Raw genomic sequence first — 16814 nt, forward strand, 5'->3', positions numbered from 1 at the left:
TGGGTGCGGCAGGTGGCGGCGTATCGAAAAAGTCAGTCATCGCTCATTTGTTCCGCGCAGTAGGTCAGGGCGTCGCGTACCAATTGATGGGCCAGGCTGACAGAAATCCCCAGTTGTGTGCCGATTTGCTGGAACGTCAGCCCTTGCAAGCGATGCAGGATAAACGCTTGGCGGGTACGTTCCGGAAGCCGGGCCAGAGCATGTTGCAATTTGCGCAGCTCGTCCAGATGCAGGGCCTGCTGCTCGGGCGATGGGGTGCTGGAAATGTGCTCGTCGGGTGTGTCATCGCGGGTGGTGTGGCGGTTCTCAAGGCTGATGCGGCGATTGAGGTCAAACGCCAGGTTGCGCACGATTCGGTAGAGGTAGCCAACGGGTTGGGTCAAGGGGCTGAGGTTGTCCGCCCCTTGGCTGAATCGCAACCAGGCGTCTTGCACAACATCTTCTGCCTTGGCGCGGCAGCCCACGATGGGGGCGGCATAGTCCACCAGAGCATGTCGATGCGCGAGGTACAGTTGAAGCCTTTCGTTGGTGTCGGGCACGGGTTTCCAGGAGTACGCATGAGCGATCTGAAGATGGCCGGATATTAGTGCGATTGAGATGGATTATCAAATACAGTGTTAAGGGGAGTAATAGAAGGTTTTTAACGGGGAGGGGAACGGAATGGCAGAAACTAAAAAGCCCGCTTTCGCGGGCTTTTTATGTGGTTACACAGAGTAAATCTGTAAACCTGAATTGGTGCCCAGAAGAAGACTCGAACTTCCACGACCTTGCGGTCACCAGCACCTGAAGCTGGCGTGTCTACCAATTTCACCATCTGGGCAGTATCAGCAACGTTGCCGCTGTTGATGTGGCGCACTATACGGAGCACTTTTAAATCTGTAAACCCCTGTTTTAGTTTTATTAAATCAGTGGCTTAGAACGCAAAAACCCGCTTTCGCGGGTTTTTGTGTGAGGCTGAAGATTGTACTAATCTCCATCTCTAAATTGGTGCCCAGAAGAAGACTCGAACTTCCACGACCTTGCGGTCACCAGCACCTGAAGCTGGCGTGTCTACCAATTTCACCATCTGGGCAGCATCTTCAACGTTGCCGTTGTCGATGGCGCGCACTATACGGATGCCCCTTTGACCTGTAAAGCGTTGTGAATAAAAATATCGAAAATTTTTCGCGAATGGTTACACGGCAAGCGTAAAGCGCGTCAGAAAGGACTAATAAGGCTCTGAGTGAGTCCGAAATTTCCCGTTTCAATACGCGTATGCCAAACTAACCCGCATATAGACAAGGTGAAAACTATCTAATGGCCGATTGGCAGACCCTCGATCCCGAGGCCGCACGTGAAGCGGAAAAATACGAAAACCCTATTCCTAGCCGCGAGCTGATTCTTCAGCATCTGGCCGAGCGCGGTTCGCCGGCTGCTCGCGAGCAGTTGGTAGAAGAGTTTGGTCTTACCACGGAAGACCAGATCGAAGCCCTGCGCCGTCGCCTGCGAGCGATGGAGCGCGATGCGCAACTTATTTATACCCGTCGCGGCACCTACGCCCCGGTGGATAAGCTTGACCTGATTCTTGGTCGTATCAGTGGTCATCGCGATGGCTTCGGCTTTCTGATCCCGGATGACGGCAGCGACGACTTGTTCATGAGCCCGGCGCAAATGCGTCTGGTGTTTGATGGTGACCGTGCGCTGGCCCGTGTTTCGGGGCTTGATCGCCGTGGACGTCGTGAAGGCGTGATTGTTGAAGTCGTCTCCCGCGCTCACGAAACCATCGTCGGCCGTTACTTCGAAGAAGGCGGCATCGGTTTTGTCGTGGCCGATAACCCGAAAATCCAGCAAGAAGTGTTGGTGACACCGGGGCGCAATGCCGGTGCCAAAATCGGTCAGTTCGTTGAAGTGAAGATCACTCACTGGCCGACTCCGCGTTTCCAGCCGCAGGGTGATGTGCTCGAGGTCGTGGGTAACTACATGGCGCCTGGCATGGAAATCGACATTGCCCTGCGCACGTACGACATTCCGCATGTGTGGCCTGAGGGCGTTGTTAAAGAAGCGCGCCGCCTCAAGCCTGAAGTAGAAGAGAAAGACAAAGAGAAGCGCATCGATCTGCGTCATCTGCCGTTCGTCACCATTGACGGCGAAGATGCGCGTGACTTCGATGACGCTGTGTTCTGTGAAGCCAAGCCTGGCAAGTTGCGCCTGTTCTCGGGTGGCTGGAAGCTGTACGTGGCCATCGCCGACGTTTCCAGTTACGTGAAAATCGGTTCGGCGCTGGATACCGAAGCGCAAGTGCGTGGCAACTCGGTGTACTTCCCGGAGCGCGTGATTCCGATGCTGCCCGAGGAGCTGTCCAACGGCCTGTGCTCCCTGAACCCGAAAGTCGATCGTTTGGCGATGGTGTGCGAGATGACCATCTCGAAAACCGGCGAAATGACTGACTATCAGTTTTATGAGGCGGTGATCCACTCCCAGGCGCGTCTGACCTACAACAAGGTCAGCACCATGCTTGAGCACGCTAAAACCAGCGAAGCCAAGCAACTGCGCAGTGAATACGCCGATGTGGTGCCACACCTCAAACAGCTTTATTCACTGTATAAGGTCTTGCTGGCGGCCCGTCACACTCGGGGCGCGATTGATTTTGAAACTCAGGAAACCCGCATTATTTTCGGGGCTGACCGCAAAATCGCTGAAATTCGCCCAACCACACGTAATGACGCCCATAAGCTGATTGAAGAGTGCATGCTGGCGGCCAACGTGGCCACGGCTGAGTTCCTCAAGAAGCATGAAATTCCTGCGTTGTACCGTGTGCATGATGGCCCGCCGCCAGAGCGTCTGGAAAAGCTGCGCGCCTTCCTGGGCGAACTGGGCCTGACCTTGCATAAAGGCAAGGACGGCCCTACGCCCAAGGACTATCAGGCATTGCTGGCCAGCATCAAGGACCGTCCGGATTTCCACCTGATCCAGACCGTTATGCTGCGTTCGCTGAGTCAGGCGGTGTACAGCGCTGATAACCAGGGTCACTTCGGCCTGAATTACGAAGCCTATACCCACTTCACCTCACCGATCCGTCGCTACCCGGACTTGCTCACGCACCGTGCGATTCGCAGTGTGATCCATTCCAAAATGGACACTCCGCACGTTCGTCGTGCTGGCGCGATGACCATTCCGAAAGCGCGTATTTACCCGTACGACGAAGCCGCTCTTGAGCAACTCGGCGAGCAATGCTCCATGAGCGAGCGCCGTGCAGACGAAGCCACGCGTGACGTGACGAACTGGCTCAAGTGCGAATTCATGAAAGACCGCGTAGGCGAATCGTTCCCGGGTGTTGTTACTGCCGTGACCGGTTTCGGCCTGTTCGTGGAATTGACTGACATCTATGTGGAAGGCCTGGTGCATGTCACGGCCTTGCCGGGTGACTATTACCACTTCGACCCTGTGCACCACCGCCTGGCGGGTGAGCGCACCGGTCGCAGCTTCCGTCTGGGCGATACTGTTGAAGTGCGGGTGATGCGCGTCGATCTCGACGAGCGCAAAATCGACTTCGAAATGGCTGAGAAAACGCTGACTGCGCCGATCGGTCGTAAAAATCGCGGGACCGAAAAGCCGGCTGCTAAATCGACCAAGCCTGCGGGCAAGCCAAGCGGGTACGACACTGAAAAAGCCGTCGAGCCTGCCAAGGCGCCGCGTCGCGCTCCTGCAAAGACCAGCAAGAATACGGACGACGCCTATCGCCCCAGTGATGCGGCAGCCAAAAATGCCGAGCTGCGCAAAAGTCGTGAATTGAAGCAGGCACTGCTGAACGAATCGAAAAACGGCGGTCGGACATCGGCGCCGGGAAAGTCGGGGAGGGCAGCACCCGCTAAAGACGCGGGCAAGCCTTCCAAGCCAAGCAAACACCGTAAAGGCCCGCCAAAATCGGGCGCCGCGCCAGCTGCTAAAAGCGGCGGGTCGCGCAAACCTAAGGCCAAGTCATGAGTCAGTTGGAAAAAATCTACGGCATTCACGCCGTAGAAGCGTTGCTTCGTCATCACCCAAAGCGCGTCAAGCAAGTGTGGTTGGCTGAGGGTCGTAGCGATCCACGCGTGCAGACGCTGATCACGCTGGCCGATGAAAATCGTGTGCCGGTCGGCAATGCTGAGCGTCGTGAAATGGACGTGTGGGTCGAAGGCGTGCACCAGGGCGTTGTGGCAGATGTTAGCCCGAGCCAGGTGTGGGGCGAGGCCATGCTCAACGAACTGCTGGATCGCACTGAAGGGGCTCCGCTGATTCTGGTGCTGGACGGCGTAACGGATCCGCATAACTTGGGTGCTTGCTTGCGTACTGCCGATGCGGCGGGTGCTTTGGCTGTGATCGTGCCTAAAGACAAGTCCGCAACGTTGACGCCGACGGTGCGAAAAGTGGCTTGTGGTGCGGCGGAAGTTATCCCGTTGGTGGCGGTGACCAATCTCGCGGCAACCCTGAAAAAGCTTCAACAGCGCGGTCTCTGGATCGTCGGCACTGCCGGCGAAGCCGAGCAAGAGCTGTACGAGCAAGACCTGACAGGCCCGACCATTCTGATCATGGGCGCTGAAGGTAAAGGCATGCGCCGCCTGACGCGCGAGCACTGCGACTACTTGGTGCGCTTGCCGATGGCGGGTAGCGTCAGCAGCTTGAACGTCTCCGTGGCTACGGGTGTTTGCCTGTTCGAAGCCCTGCGTCAGCGCAGCGTCAAAGCCAAGTCGCCCGCGAAAAAGAAATAAACCAGCCTTGGGGCCGCTGCCTGCGGTTGCGATCGAGCGCGAGGCTCGGTGTGCAGTCAACCGCAGCGGCTACAAAAAACAGGCATGGGTTGATTGTTCAAATAATCACCAATTGCCTTGCGCCTCTCTTGTGCCTTCTCTACAATTGCGCCCCTTGCCGTCATGGCGGGCGCATATGTGCCTCTCTAGGCAAGACACACAAGTGTCATTCACTCCTTGTCTGACCGCTTTTCAGTTAGCGGCAGGCTACAACCCGTAAGGAGCATTCATGCGTCATTACGAAATCATCTTTTTGGTCCACCCGGATCAAAGCGAACAAGTCGGCGGCATGGTAGAGCGTTACACCAAGCTGATCGAAGAAGACGGCGGCAAAATCCACCGTCTGGAAGATTGGGGCCGTCGTCAACTGGCCTACGCAATCAACAATGTTCACAAGGCTCACTACGTGATGCTGAACGTTGAGTGCACTGGCAAAGCCCTGGCTGAGCTGGAAGACAACTTCCGTTACAACGATGCTGTGATCCGTAACCTGGTCATCCGTCGCGACGAAGCCGTAACTGGCCAGTCCGAGATGCTCAAGGCTGAAGAGAACCGCAGTGAGCGCCGTGAGCGTCGTGACCGTCCTGAGCATTCTGACAGCGCCGATGGCGATGACAGCGATAACAGCGACGCCAGCGATAACGCTGACGAGTAATCCACGGACCTTTTGAGGAGCCAATTACATGGCACGTTTCTTCCGTCGTCGTAAATTCTGCCGCTTCACAGCAGAAGAAGTGAAAGAGATCGATTACAAGGATCTCAACACTCTGAAAGCTTACGTATCCGAGACCGGCAAAATTGTTCCAAGCCGTATCACCGGTACTAAAGCTCGTTATCAGCGTCAGCTGGCCACCGCTATCAAGCGCGCCCGCTTCCTGGCCCTGCTGGCCTACACCGACAGCCACGGCCGCTGAGACCGGGCAGTCGACAAGCAGTAAAGGATTGAAGCATGCGCGCCTTAGCTGAGTTCATCATGCGAGGCCGTGTGCAGGCCACGTTAGTCGTGGCCGGATGTGCGGCATTGCCGTTCTTGTTCTGGTTGAGTGCTGCTGCAGGTAGCCTTGTGCTCCTGCGGCGCGGTCCGAGAGATGCGTTAAGCATCCTCTCATGGGCGTTACTGCCGGCCTTGGTCTGGTGGTTTATCGGAGAGCCCCGCACCTTAATGGTGTTGTTGGGAACTCTGGGTCTGGCGTTGTTTTTGCGCGCCGGGCAGCCCTGGCATCGCGTGCTGCTGGTCAGCGTGGCGTTGGGTGGTGTGTATGGCGTAATCCTGGGCACGGTTTTCCGCGAACCCATTGGTGCGATGGCGCAGGAGTTGGAAAAACTCTTGCCGCAGGTCCTCAATGGTCTCTACGACAAGTTATCTGACGTAGAGCGAGCGCGCCTTGGGGCACTGATTGCACCCGTCCTGACCGGTTTGATTGCAGCTTTGATGCAGGTCGTCAGCGTGCTGAGTCTGATGCTTGGGCGTTATTGGCAAGCGTTGTTGTACAATCCGGGCGGTTTTGCCAGCGAATTTCGCAGCATCCGCCTACCGCTGGGTCCAGCGCTATTGTTGCTGGCGTGCATGCTGGTCGGTCCGAACTTCGGACCACAAATGGCCATGCTCACGCCGTTGTGCAGCGTAGCGTTGTTCTTCGCCGGGCTGGCCCTGATTCATGGGCTGGTGGCGCAAAAGCGACTGGCCAAATTTTGGCTGGTGGGGTTGTACGTCACGCTGTTGCTGTTCATGCAGCTGATCTATCCGTTGCTCGTGGTTTTGGCCATTGTCGACAGCCTGATTGATTTTCGCGGACGTTTGGCGCCGAAAGACGTCGATAAAGACTCTGCGAACGGTGAAGGTTAAAAGTTAAGAGGATTTTCACATGCAACTGATCCTTCTGGAAAAAGTCGCAAACCTGGGCAACCTGGGCGACAAAGTAAATGTTAAGGCCGGTTACGGTCGTAACTACCTGCTGCCATACGGCAAAGCTACCGCTGCAACCGCTGCCAACCTGGCTGCGTTTGAAGAGCGTCGCGCTGAGCTGGAAAAAGCAGCAGCTGACAAGAAAGCTTCGGCTGAAACTCGCGCTGCCCAACTGGCTGAGCTGGAAGTGACTATCACTGCCACCGCTGGTGACGAAGGCAAGCTGTTCGGTTCGATCGGTACTCACGACATCGCTGATGCACTGACCGCCTCTGGCGTTGAAGTTGCAAAAAGCGAAGTTCGTCTGCCGAACGGCACTATCCGTAACGTTGGCGAATTCGACGTGGCTGTGCACCTGCACGCCGAAGTTGAAGCAACCGTACGCGTTGTTGTGGTAGCTGCTTAAGCAGTCTGACTGACTGGCACCTTGTGTGTCGGACGGTTAACATCGGGCACGATCCTGTTTACAGGTCGTGCCCTTTGTCTTTCTGCAGACCCTGATTTTCACCCCAAAATTACACGTGGCCATGAACGATATCTCAGCTCCTGAGCAATATGACCTGCAAACCGCATCCCTGAAGGTGCCACCGCATTCCATCGAGGCCGAACAGGCCGTGCTCGGTGGTTTGATGCTGGACAACAACGCCTGGGAGCGCGTGCTGGATCAGGTCTCGGACGGCGATTTCTATCGGCATGACCACCGCCTGATCTTCCGGGCGATTGCCAAGCTGGCGGACCAGAATTCCCCGATTGATGTCGTGACCCTTGCCGAGCAGTTGGACAAGGAAGGTCAGACCTCGCAAGTTGGCGGTCTGGGCTACCTCGGCGAACTGGCGAAAAACACCCCGTCGGTGGCGAACATCAAGGCGTACGCCCAGATCGTTCGGCAGCGTGCGACGCTGCGCCAACTGATCGGCATCAGCACTGAAATCGCAGACAGTGCATTCAACCCCGAAGGCCGAACCGCCGAGGAGATCCTCGATGAGGCCGAGCGCCAGATCTTTGCGATTGCCGAGGCCCGGCCAAAAACCGGCGGCCCGGTAAGCGTCAATGACTTGCTGACCAAGGCCATCGATCGCATCGATACCTTGTTCAACACCGACAATGCCATTACCGGGCTCTCCACGGGGTATACCGACCTCGATAACATGACCAGCGGCTTGCAACCTGCCGACTTGATCATCGTCGCTGGTCGTCCCTCGATGGGTAAAACCACGTTCGCGATGAACCTGGTAGAAAACGCCGTGTTGCGCAGTGAAAAAGCCGTACTGGTGTACTCCCTCGAGATGCCAGGCGAATCGCTGATCATGCGTATGCTGTCGTCCCTTGGGCGTATCGATCAGAGCAAGGTGCGTGCGGGCCGTCTTGAAGACGATGACTGGCCGCGCCTCACCTCGGCAGTCAACCTGCTCAACGACCGCAAACTGTTCATCGATGACACGGCGGGTATCAGCCCGTCAGAGATGCGTGCGCGGACCCGGCGTCTGGTGCGTGAGCACGGTGACATTGGCCTGATCATGATCGACTACCTGCAATTGATGCAGATTCCAGGCTCGGGCGGCGATAACCGAACCAACGAAATTTCCGAAATCTCGCGATCCTTGAAAGCGTTGGCCAAGGAATTCAACTGCCCGGTGGTCGCACTGTCACAGCTCAACCGATCGCTTGAGCAACGGCCCAACAAACGCCCGATCAACTCCGACTTGCGTGAATCCGGAGCCATCGAGCAGGACGCCGACGTCATCATGTTCGTGTACCGGGACGAGGTCTATCACCCTGAAACCGAACACAAGGGCGTTGCTGAAATCATCATCGGCAAGCAGCGTAACGGCCCGATCGGTACGGCCCGCCTGGCGTTCATCGGGAAATACACACGCTTTGAAAACCTGGCGCCGGGCAGTTACAACTTCGACGACGAGTAAACGTTCGTCACCTCCTGACGGGCTGGTCTGCTGAGTCCTGCGCAGATTCATGGCCGTCAGGTGCCTTAAGCTTCTTATCAATTCCGACCATTGCCGTCGGAATTGGTTATTTTTTGTGCTATATTCCGCGCCCGCGAATTTCTCCGTAAATGTCGCGCCCTTTTTTTGCACTCAACACCGGTCATCGACATGCAAGCAGCGAAGCCAATTTTTGACTATCCGAAGTACTGGGCCGAATGTTTCGGGCCAGCGCCATTCCTGCCAATGAGCAGGGAGGAGATGGATCAGCTTGGCTGGGATTCATGCGACATCATCATCGTTACCGGTGATGCATATGTCGATCATCCGTCGTTCGGCATGGCGATCATCGGTCGTTTGCTGGAGTCCCAGGGGTTCCGTGTGGGCATCATTGCCCAGCCGAACTGGCAGTCCAAAGACGACTTCATGAAGCTTGGCGAGCCGAACCTGTTCTTCGGCGTGGCCGCTGGCAACATGGATTCGATGATCAACCGCTACACCGCCGACAAGAAAATCCGTTCCGATGACGCCTACACCCCCGGTGGCATGGCGGGTAAACGTCCGGATCGCGCGAGTTTGGTGTACAGCCAGCGCTGTAAAGAAGCCTACAAGCATGTGCCTATTGTTCTGGGCGGTATTGAGGCTTCCCTGCGCCGCATTGCGCATTACGACTACTGGCAAGACCGCGTGCGCAACTCGATCCTGATCGACGCCTGTGCCGACATCCTGCTGTACGGCAACGCCGAACGCGCGATTGTCGAAGTGGCCCAACGCCTGTCGTACGGTCACAAGATCGAAGACATCACCGATGTACGCGGCACCGCGTTCATTCGCCGTGACACGCCTAAAGACTGGTACGAAGTCGACTCCACGCGCATCGACCGTCCGGGCAAGATCGACAAGATCATCAACCCGTACGTGAATACGCAGGACACCCAGGCCTGCGCTATCGAGCAGGAAAAAGGCCCGGTTGAAGACCCGAGCGAAGCCAAGGTTGTGCAGATCCTGGCTAGCCCGCGCATGACCCGTGACAAAACGGTGATCCGTCTCCCGTCTGTCGAAAAAGTTCGTGCCGATGCGGTGCTTTATGCACACGCCAACCGCGTGCTTCACCTCGAAACCAACCCGGGCAATGCCCGTGCACTGGTACAGAAGCATGGCGAAGTGGACGTCTGGTTCAACCCGCCTCCGATTCCGATGACCACTGAAGAGATGGACTACGTGTTCGGCATGCCTTACGCACGTGTTCCGCACCCTGCGTATGGCAAGGAGAAAATTCCTGCCTACGACATGATCCGCTTCTCGGTGAACATCATGCGCGGCTGCTTTGGCGGCTGTACCTTCTGCTCAATCACTGAGCACGAAGGTCGAATCATCCAGAACCGTTCCGAAGAGTCGATCATCCGGGAAATCGAAGAGATTCGTGACAAGGTGCCTGGCTTTACCGGGGTCATTTCCGACCTTGGCGGGCCGACCGCGAACATGTACCGCATCGCGTGCAAAAGCCCGGAAATCGAATCCGCGTGCCGCAAGCCGTCGTGCGTGTTCCCCGGCATTTGCCCGAACCTGAACACCGACCACTCGTCGCTGATTCAGCTGTATCGCAGTGCCCGGGCCTTGCCGGGTGTGAAGAAAATCCTGATCGCTTCCGGCCTGCGTTACGACCTCGCGGTCGAGTCGCCGGAGTACGTGAAAGAGCTGGTGACCCACCACGTCGGCGGTTACCTGAAGATCGCCCCGGAACACACCGAGGAAGGTCCGCTCAACCAGATGATGAAGCCGGGCATTGGCAGCTATGACAAGTTCAAGCGCATGTTCGAGAAGTACACCAAGGAAGCGGGCAAAGAGCAGTACCTGATTCCGTACTTTATTGCTGCTCACCCCGGCACCAAAGACGAGGACATGATGAACCTGGCGCTGTGGCTCAAGGGCAACGGTTTCCGGGCGGATCAGGTGCAGGCGTTCTACCCGTCGCCTATGGCCACGGCCACGGCGATGTACCATTCGGGCAAGAACCCGCTGCGTAAGGTCACGTACAAAAGTGACTCGGTGACCATCGTCAAGAGCGAAGAGCAGCGCCGTCTGCACAAGGCGTTCTTGCGTTATCACGACCCTAAAGGCTGGCCGATGCTGCGTGAAGCCTTGACCCGCATGGGCCGCGCCGACCTGATCGGCTCGGGCAAGGATCAACTGATTCCGCTGCACCAGCCGGCCACTGACAGTTATCAAAGTGCCCGTCGTAAAAACTCGACACCTGCCGGTAGCCACAAAGTGGCCAAGGATTCGACCACCAAAATCCTCACCCAGCATACTGGCTTGCCGCCACGTGCCAGTGACGGTGGCAATCCGTGGGACAAGCGTGAGCAAGCCAAGGCTGCGGCCTTTGCCCGTAACAAACAGGCAGCCAAAGAGCGGCATGAAGCGGCCAAAGGCGGCAAAGGCAAAAAGCCTGCCCGCAAGCCCGTCGTGCCGCGCTAACAGTCCGGGCAGCGGCTACAGCATGGCGTCTGTAGCCGCTTTCCAGGCGCAGGTCTGCAACCGGACGCGCAGCGTTCGCCCTTGCTGAGCCGACTCTCTACCTGAAAACGTAATAAGCAGGTTCAATGCCAGCACAGCCTTGTGCTGCCCGACTGTGGCGACAGGGTTTACAGGGTGTGCGCTGAGAGGCTTGCCACGCGGGCCTGCGGCCAGAGTGATACCTGCTCCAGGAGCGGATCATGAAGAGCGTCTGAGGGCGTTACAAGGCGGTCAGGGTGACTGCGAGGATCAACAGCCGGGCTGCTGATCCTGATCACAGATCCTGTGGGCCGGGTTGTGGATAACCGGGCCGAGGGTGTTACGCGTTCGGTGCTTTATCGTCTGTACCGTCTGTTGCGCCAGTCTCTTGCGCGTCAACGTCACCTTCAGTGTCGACGTCCTGCTCCACGTCTGTGGCGCCACCTTCAGCGGCAGCCTTCTTGCGTTGCAGCTTCTCTTCTTTCTTCTGCTCTTTAGCCAGGTCTCTTTGACGCTTTGCGAAGTTATAGTTTGGTTTGGCCATGGGCGATCCTCTTGCGCTCGAAGATGAGGTGAGCGGTGGGTATTCTGCCCTGTATTAGTGCCTAGCCGTTAGCCGGGTTTTTGCAAGGCTGTTTTTCTCGTCTGAAATATGGCGCTGGCAGTGGTGAAAACTGGGGTATACCCCGCCGACTTATTCTCCAAACCTCAAAAAAATGACCTAAGGTTATAAGCCGTCCGTTCGTCTAGCAGGCTATTACACCGGATTAAAACGTTTTGCCATGACTCAGGTCATTGGAATTGAGACGATTTTCGGGCAACCTGTATACAAATTGTGGATTTTTTATACCCTGCCTTGGAGATACATCATGTTTGCCAAAGTTGTTGCGGTATCCCTTTTGACCCTGGCCAGCGGCCAATTGCTGGCTGCTGAATGCAAAGTGACTGTCGATTCGACCGATCAGATGTCGTACAACACCAAAGAAATCACCATCGACAAGTCCTGCAAAACGTTCACGGTAGAACTGACTCACTCCGGCAACCTGCCGAAGAACGTCATGGGTCATAACTGGGTGCTGAGCACAAAAGCCGACATGCAGGGCATTGCGACTGATGGTATCGCTGCAGGTCTGGACAAGAACTACCTGAAAGACGGCGACACGCGCGTCATTGCTCACACCAAGATCATCGGTGCGGGCGAGAAAGATTCGGTAACGTTTGACGTTTCCAAGCTCAAAGCGGGTGAGGAATATGAGTTCTTCTGCACCTTCCCGGGCCACAACTCGATGATGAAAGGCGCTGTGGTACTTAAATAAGGCCGCGCAACGCTTAAAAACAGCCCTGACGCGCTCACGCCGTCAGGGCTGTTTACGTTTTGGATCAGGCTGTAGATGCGGTCATCTTGAAAATTCCCTGGGCGTTGCTGCTGTCGAAGTCCAGGTCCAGTCGTTGCGTCTGTGGGTTGATCTCACGTTGAATGAATTCAACGAAAGACCCCGGCACTTGATGCTCCCGGTACATCCCGTGCGCATCAAGCAGACCGCGGGTCACGCTGCAGGCGCGGTACGCGGTTTGCATCACCCGTCCTGATGCCGACACCTCAATGGCGTCTTTCATCGGTCGTTGCAGGTCGCGTTGTTGCGCCACGGTGGCGTGCAGATCGCTGACACGGTCGGTCAGGTGGTTGAAGCTATTGCCTTCGGTGGCGATCCACGCCATTTCGGCGCTTTCCTTCAACAGGCACTGATAATCGGCTTCCTGCACGGCGCCATGCTGGCGATCAAATGCCTGGTACAACCCCGGTAACACGCGTTGCGCATCGCTCAGGCTGCAATGGTGGGTGAGTTGCAGGCGGTTGAGGATGCTCAGGTGCTCAGCCAGGAGAGGGTCGCGGCTACTTCGGACCACGCGAGTGACGGCCTGTTGAAACGCCACGCTGAAACGACCAGGGTGCAATTCCGATACAAAAAATTGCGCAATGCCTTCAGGCAAGTCCATGTGTCGGTAGCCCCAGCCCGTCATGTTCAATTTGGTCAGGGGATAAGTGCGCGTGTCGGTAAAGCCGAGCGGCTCCAGCAACCGCGAGAACGCCAGACGACCGCGAGGCAACTCGCCATTCAGCGGCCAGTCCACCGTGCGAATGGCACCATGATCAAAAACAACTTTGCGACCGTGCTGCGCTTGCTCGTGCACATAGCGTCGGCCATCCGGCACGGCGTCGACCAGTTTGTGCAGCAGGCACAGATTTAGCGCCTCAGCGAGCCATGCCCGATGGAGCGCTTGCGGGTGCCAGCTGAAATCCAGCAGGCCTTGGGGGACCTCGACATGCTCGCGCAACCAGCGAGCGGCGGGTTGGCCGATTACGGACTCGACCAGCGAAAACAGACCATCGAATTCAGACATGGCGGACAGGGCTCTGGGGACGAAACGAGCGTCTATCAAAGCCCTTGAGGCAAACAGTCACAAGCGAAAAAAAATGCGGGGGTCATTCCGTTTTTTCTGGCTGGACAGTCAGCCCTCTCCTGAGTGAAGAGGGCTGGGGTGAGGCAAGAGTGGCTTCGGTCTTACGGCGCAAACGGCATTTCGCGCTTGTGATGGGTTTTTTCATACGTGTTGCAGATGATGTTGAACGCTTGCTCACTCACCGGTTCGCCGTGCAGGAAGGCATCAATCTCGGCATAGGTTACGCCGTGGGACGCTTCGTCGGGCTTGCCCGGCTCCAGGTCTTCGAGGTCCGCAGTCGGGACTTTTTCGACCAGCGACTCGGGGGCACCGAAATAGCGGGCAATGGCCCGGACCTGATTTTTAACCAGCCCGCTAAGCGGTGCCAGGTCGCACGAGCCATCCCCGAACTTGGTGAAGAAGCCCATCACCGCTTCTGCTGCGTGGTCGGTGCCGATGACCAGCCCGCCCGTTGCGCCAGCGATGGTGTATTGCGCCACCATGCGCATCCGCGCCTTGGTATTGCCCAGCACAAAGTCTACCGTGGCTGGCGGTTTGCCTTCGAACGAGGCAACTTCGGCGGCCAGCGCCTTGACTGCAGGGCCGATGTTCACGGTCTGGCGTTCGTCCGGGTTGATGAAGTCCACCGCAGCGGTCGCGTCGATTTCGTCGTGCTGGACACCGTAAGGCAAGCGCACGGCGATAAAACGGTAATTCTCATCGCCGGTCTGCTCGCGCAGTTGCTTGATCGCGCGTTGCGCCATCAGGCCGGCGGTCAATGAATCGACACCACCGCTGATGCCCAGTACCAGGGTTTTGAGCCGGGCATTGTGCAGGCAGCACTGGATAAAGGTAATGCGGCGTGCGACTTCCGCCTCAAGGGCCGCGTCGTCTTTAAACGGCGGCTGGACCTTGAGGTCTTTGGCGATCTGGCGCTGTACGGCCTGCATGATTCACTCCTTGGGAGAATGTTCAGGAACTTGGAAAACGTGGCGCAAATAGGCGGCGAAGTTAGGATCAGAGCAGTGAGTCTTGCCCGGCTCATCTGAAATTTTCGCCACAGGTGAGCCGTTGCAGCCGGTCATTTTAAGCACGATGCTCATGGGCTCAACCCCAGGGATGTCGCAGGTCAGGTTGGTTCCGATACCGAAACTGACATTGATCCGGCCACGTAACGCGCGAAAGATCTCCAGTGAGCGGGGCAGGGTCAGGCTGTCGGAGAACACCAGCGTTTTGCTCATCGGATCAATGCCCAACTGGTGGTAATGCGCGATGCATTTTTCGGCCCACACCACGGGGTCGCCCGAGTCGTGACGCAAACCGTCAAACAGCTTGGCGAAGTAAAGATCGAAATCTGTAAGGAAGGCATCGGTGGTGATGCAGTCCGTGAGTGCAATCCCCAGCAGTCCACGGTATTCGCGCACCCAGCAGTCCAGCGCAGCGCTCTGGCTGTCGATCAGGCGCGGGCCGAGCTGTTGATGCGCCATGATCCATTCGTGGGCCATGGTGCCCAGCGGCTTCATGTCCAGTTCGCGGGACAGGTTGACGTTACTGGTGCCCACAAACTTTCCGGGAAAGTCATGTTTGAGTACGTTGACCACTTCCTCTTGCACCCGGTACGAAAACCGACGCCGGGTTCCGAAATCGGCTACCTGCAAGCCAGCCAATTCATCGGCGCTGGCGTTGGCCTGCAACCAGTCAAACTTTCGATAGAGCTGTTCGCGGGCCTGGGACAGCACTGTGTTGGCATACCGCGAGCGGTTGCGCACTTCACTGACAATCGCCAGCAGAGGTACCTCGAACAGAATCACATGCAGCCACGGGCCGCGCAGACGAATGAAGAGTTCGCCGTTTTCGATCCCCGTATGGACATAGCGCAGGTTGAAACGAAACAACCCGAGGAAGCGTATGAAGTCAGGCTTCATAAACGTAATCCGTTCCAGAAAGCCGAGCTGGTCCTGACTCATATTCAAGTCGGCCAAACGTTCGATCTGATGCCGAATTTCGCTCAAGTACGGGCGTAAATCTTCGTGATTACGGCACCGAAATTCCCATTCAACTTCCACATTGGGGTAGTTGTGCAGCACCGCCTGCATCATGGTCAATTTGTAGAAGTCGGTGTCGAGCAAGTTCTGCACGATGCGATCGGCAAACACACTCTCGCTCATAACGCGAATCTCCATGCTGGCCGTGCCTGATTGCCACGGCGCTCAGCTCTTTCAATGAATGACGCTAGTGGCGCATATTCGCGTGCGGTTTTGCCAGCGGTTTCTGCTTAAACAAGGGCTACAGAGCCTGTTGCTCATCCAATTGCTCCATCATCCAGCTCACAAACGCTCTCACTTTCGGCACGCCGGACGAATGCTCCGGATACGCCAGATAGTACGCGTCATGGCTGGGCATGGCGTAGGGCCAGGCAATCACCAGTTTGCCGTCCGCCAATTCCTCTTCGACCAGAAAGCGCGGCAGCAGTGCAACGCCACACCCCACCTGCGCTGCCCGGATGCACATATAGAACGTGTCAAAGCGTGGGCCATGGTAACTGTGGTCAGTGTGATAGCCCTGGCTTTCAAACCACTCATGCCACGCTTGCGGTCGCGAAGCGTTTTGCAGCAGGACCAGCTCGGTGAGGTGCGTCGGGTCGGTAAAGGGCTTGTCGGGCAGACTCGATGGCGCGCATACCGCCACCAGCGATTCGCCAAACAGCTTCAGGCATTCCGCCCCGGGACGGGCACCCTGACCAAAGTAGAACGCCAGATCGCTGCGCCCTTGCAGCAGCTCATCGGCTGGCTGTTCATTGCACAAATCCAGATGAATCTGTGGGTGGCGCAGGCCCCAACCTTTGAGACGTGGCACGAGCCAGCGGGCGCCGAAGGTGGATGGTGTCGAGACGCGCAGGACTTCCGTTTCGCCGCCGTAGGAACGTAGCGTGTGGGTCGACATTTCCACTTGGGTCAGGATTTTTCGGACTTCTACAAGGTACAAATCACCGGCTGGCGTCAGTTGCAGGCGACGGCGCACCCGTCGAAACAGCAAGTGTTGTAACAACTCTTCCAGTTGAGCGACCTGTTTGCTGACTGCGCTCTGAGTCAGGTTCAACTCCTCAGCCGCGCGGGTGAAGCTCAGGTGACGAGTCACCGCTTCAAAACACTGCAAGGCAGTGATCGAGGGCAGGTAGCGTTTGTTGAGCATGGCAGCCTCTGCGTCTTGTTGTTCGCCGACATTACCAGCGCAGTATGAATTTTCGGAATGATATCTCGCTTA

Annotated in this window: 15 protein-coding genes and 2 tRNA genes; 9 read left to right on the forward strand and 8 right to left on the reverse strand. The window is 56.9% G+C overall.

Translation table 11 applies throughout. The features are described from left to right. Positions 1-32 precede the first annotated feature (32 nt). From HBN68_RS09105 to HBN68_RS09115, 3 genes are all read right to left on the reverse strand, one after another. The gene (locus HBN68_RS09105; RefSeq protein WP_094991966.1) at positions 33-539 is read right to left on the reverse strand and encodes a sigma-70 family RNA polymerase sigma factor; all 507 of its coding nucleotides are present in this window, start codon (positions 537-539) and stop codon (positions 33-35) included. A gap of 194 nt (positions 540-733) precedes the next feature. Continuing rightward, a tRNA-Leu gene (locus tag HBN68_RS09110) sits at positions 734-820 on the reverse strand. Positions 821-985: 165 nt separating this feature from the next. Then, positions 986-1072, reverse strand: a tRNA-Leu gene (locus tag HBN68_RS09115). A gap of 224 nt (positions 1073-1296) precedes the next feature. On the opposite strand from HBN68_RS09115, the gene rnr reads away from it, so the two are divergent. The 8 genes from rnr (at position 1297) to HBN68_RS09155 (ending at position 11090) form a co-directional block, all read left to right on the forward strand. Continuing rightward, positions 1297-3963 (forward strand): ribonuclease R, encoded by a 2667-nt coding sequence (rnr, locus tag HBN68_RS09120; protein ID WP_094991967.1) that lies wholly within the window; start codon positions 1297-1299, stop codon positions 3961-3963. Beyond that, positions 3960-4727 carry a 23S rRNA (guanosine(2251)-2'-O)-methyltransferase RlmB gene (gene rlmB, locus HBN68_RS09125; RefSeq protein WP_047273136.1) on the forward strand — a complete coding sequence of 256 codons (768 nt, stop codon included), beginning with the start codon at positions 3960-3962 and terminating at the stop codon, positions 4725-4727. The genes rnr and rlmB overlap by 4 nt, the downstream gene beginning before the upstream one ends. 268 nt (positions 4728-4995) lie before the next feature. Then, entirely contained in the window at positions 4996-5421 is a 426-nt protein-coding gene (rpsF, locus tag HBN68_RS09130; RefSeq protein WP_003439045.1) for a 30S ribosomal protein S6, read from the forward strand. Positions 5422-5449: 28 nt separating this feature from the next. After that, on the forward strand, positions 5450-5680 hold the full coding sequence (rpsR, locus tag HBN68_RS09135) for a 30S ribosomal protein S18 (RefSeq protein WP_003171373.1): 231 nt from the start codon (positions 5450-5452) through the stop codon (positions 5678-5680). Positions 5681-5715: 35 nt separating this feature from the next. After that, positions 5716-6612, forward strand: coding sequence for a hypothetical protein (locus HBN68_RS09140; RefSeq protein WP_047275106.1), 897 nt, complete (start codon positions 5716-5718; stop codon positions 6610-6612). A gap of 19 nt (positions 6613-6631) precedes the next feature. Beyond that, positions 6632-7078, forward strand: coding sequence for a 50S ribosomal protein L9 (gene rplI / locus HBN68_RS09145; RefSeq protein WP_010563337.1), 447 nt, complete (start codon positions 6632-6634; stop codon positions 7076-7078). A gap of 121 nt (positions 7079-7199) precedes the next feature. After that, positions 7200-8594 (forward strand): replicative DNA helicase, encoded by a 1395-nt coding sequence (gene dnaB / locus HBN68_RS09150; protein ID WP_047273273.1) that lies wholly within the window; start codon positions 7200-7202, stop codon positions 8592-8594. Positions 8595-8783: 189 nt separating this feature from the next. Continuing rightward, complete coding sequence (locus HBN68_RS09155) at positions 8784-11090, forward strand: YgiQ family radical SAM protein (RefSeq protein WP_047279951.1); 2307 nt, start codon at positions 8784-8786, stop codon at positions 11088-11090. Positions 11091-11448: 358 nt separating this feature from the next. On the opposite strand, the gene HBN68_RS09160 is transcribed toward HBN68_RS09155, so the two are convergent. Beyond that, a complete protein-coding gene (locus tag HBN68_RS09160; RefSeq protein WP_169963739.1) occupies positions 11449-11652 on the reverse strand; it encodes a hypothetical protein in 204 nt (67 codons plus the stop codon). A 325-nt stretch (positions 11653-11977) separates the two neighbouring features. On the opposite strand from HBN68_RS09160, the gene azu reads away from it, so the two are divergent. Next, positions 11978-12424 carry an azurin gene (azu, locus tag HBN68_RS09165; protein WP_094991972.1) on the forward strand — a complete coding sequence of 149 codons (447 nt, stop codon included), beginning with the start codon at positions 11978-11980 and terminating at the stop codon, positions 12422-12424. A 64-nt stretch (positions 12425-12488) separates the two neighbouring features. Here the strand turns inward: azu and HBN68_RS09170 are convergent, their stop codons facing one another. From HBN68_RS09170 to HBN68_RS09185, 4 genes are all read right to left on the reverse strand, one after another. Next, positions 12489-13511 (reverse strand): DUF1338 domain-containing protein, encoded by a 1023-nt coding sequence (locus HBN68_RS09170; RefSeq protein ID WP_169963741.1) that lies wholly within the window; start codon positions 13509-13511, stop codon positions 12489-12491. A gap of 161 nt (positions 13512-13672) precedes the next feature. After that, a complete protein-coding gene (nadE, locus tag HBN68_RS09175; protein ID WP_094991974.1) occupies positions 13673-14500 on the reverse strand; it encodes an ammonia-dependent NAD(+) synthetase in 828 nt (275 codons plus the stop codon). A 3-nt stretch (positions 14501-14503) separates the two neighbouring features. Beyond that, the gene (gene pncB / locus HBN68_RS09180; protein ID WP_094991975.1) at positions 14504-15718 is read right to left on the reverse strand and encodes a nicotinate phosphoribosyltransferase; all 1215 of its coding nucleotides are present in this window, start codon (positions 15716-15718) and stop codon (positions 14504-14506) included. Between the two features lie 118 nt (positions 15719-15836). Then, a complete protein-coding gene (locus HBN68_RS09185) occupies positions 15837-16742 on the reverse strand; it encodes a LysR family transcriptional regulator (RefSeq protein WP_169963743.1) in 906 nt (301 codons plus the stop codon). Positions 16743-16814: the final 72 nt, after the last annotated feature.

Source organism: Pseudomonas sp. WS 5078 (assembly GCF_012985745.1).
In the GTDB taxonomy this organism is placed as follows: Bacteria; Pseudomonadota; Gammaproteobacteria; order Pseudomonadales; family Pseudomonadaceae; genus Aquipseudomonas; species Aquipseudomonas lundensis_A.

Coding starts and splice junctions, on each gene's coding strand:
- rpsF (WP_003439045.1), top strand. CDS start 4,996: ATGCGTCATTACGAAATCATCTTTTTGGTCCACCCGGATCAAAGCGAA.
- HBN68_RS09185 (WP_169963743.1), bottom strand. CDS start 16,742: ATGCTCAACAAACGCTACCTGCCCTCGATCACTGCCTTGCAGTGTTTT.
- HBN68_RS09140 (WP_047275106.1), top strand. CDS start 5,716: ATGCGCGCCTTAGCTGAGTTCATCATGCGAGGCCGTGTGCAGGCCACG.
- rplI (WP_010563337.1), top strand. CDS start 6,632: ATGCAACTGATCCTTCTGGAAAAAGTCGCAAACCTGGGCAACCTGGGC.
- HBN68_RS09155 (WP_047279951.1), top strand. CDS start 8,784: ATGCAAGCAGCGAAGCCAATTTTTGACTATCCGAAGTACTGGGCCGAA.
- azu (WP_094991972.1), top strand. CDS start 11,978: ATGTTTGCCAAAGTTGTTGCGGTATCCCTTTTGACCCTGGCCAGCGGC.
- rnr (WP_094991967.1), top strand. CDS start 1,297: ATGGCCGATTGGCAGACCCTCGATCCCGAGGCCGCACGTGAAGCGGAA.
- HBN68_RS09170 (WP_169963741.1), bottom strand. CDS start 13,511: ATGTCTGAATTCGATGGTCTGTTTTCGCTGGTCGAGTCCGTAATCGGC.
- nadE (WP_094991974.1), bottom strand. CDS start 14,500: ATGCAGGCCGTACAGCGCCAGATCGCCAAAGACCTCAAGGTCCAGCCG.
- pncB (WP_094991975.1), bottom strand. CDS start 15,718: ATGAGCGAGAGTGTGTTTGCCGATCGCATCGTGCAGAACTTGCTCGAC.
- rpsR (WP_003171373.1), top strand. CDS start 5,450: ATGGCACGTTTCTTCCGTCGTCGTAAATTCTGCCGCTTCACAGCAGAA.
- dnaB (WP_047273273.1), top strand. CDS start 7,200: ATGAACGATATCTCAGCTCCTGAGCAATATGACCTGCAAACCGCATCC.
- HBN68_RS09160 (WP_169963739.1), bottom strand. CDS start 11,652: ATGGCCAAACCAAACTATAACTTCGCAAAGCGTCAAAGAGACCTGGCT.
- rlmB (WP_047273136.1), top strand. CDS start 3,960: ATGAGTCAGTTGGAAAAAATCTACGGCATTCACGCCGTAGAAGCGTTG.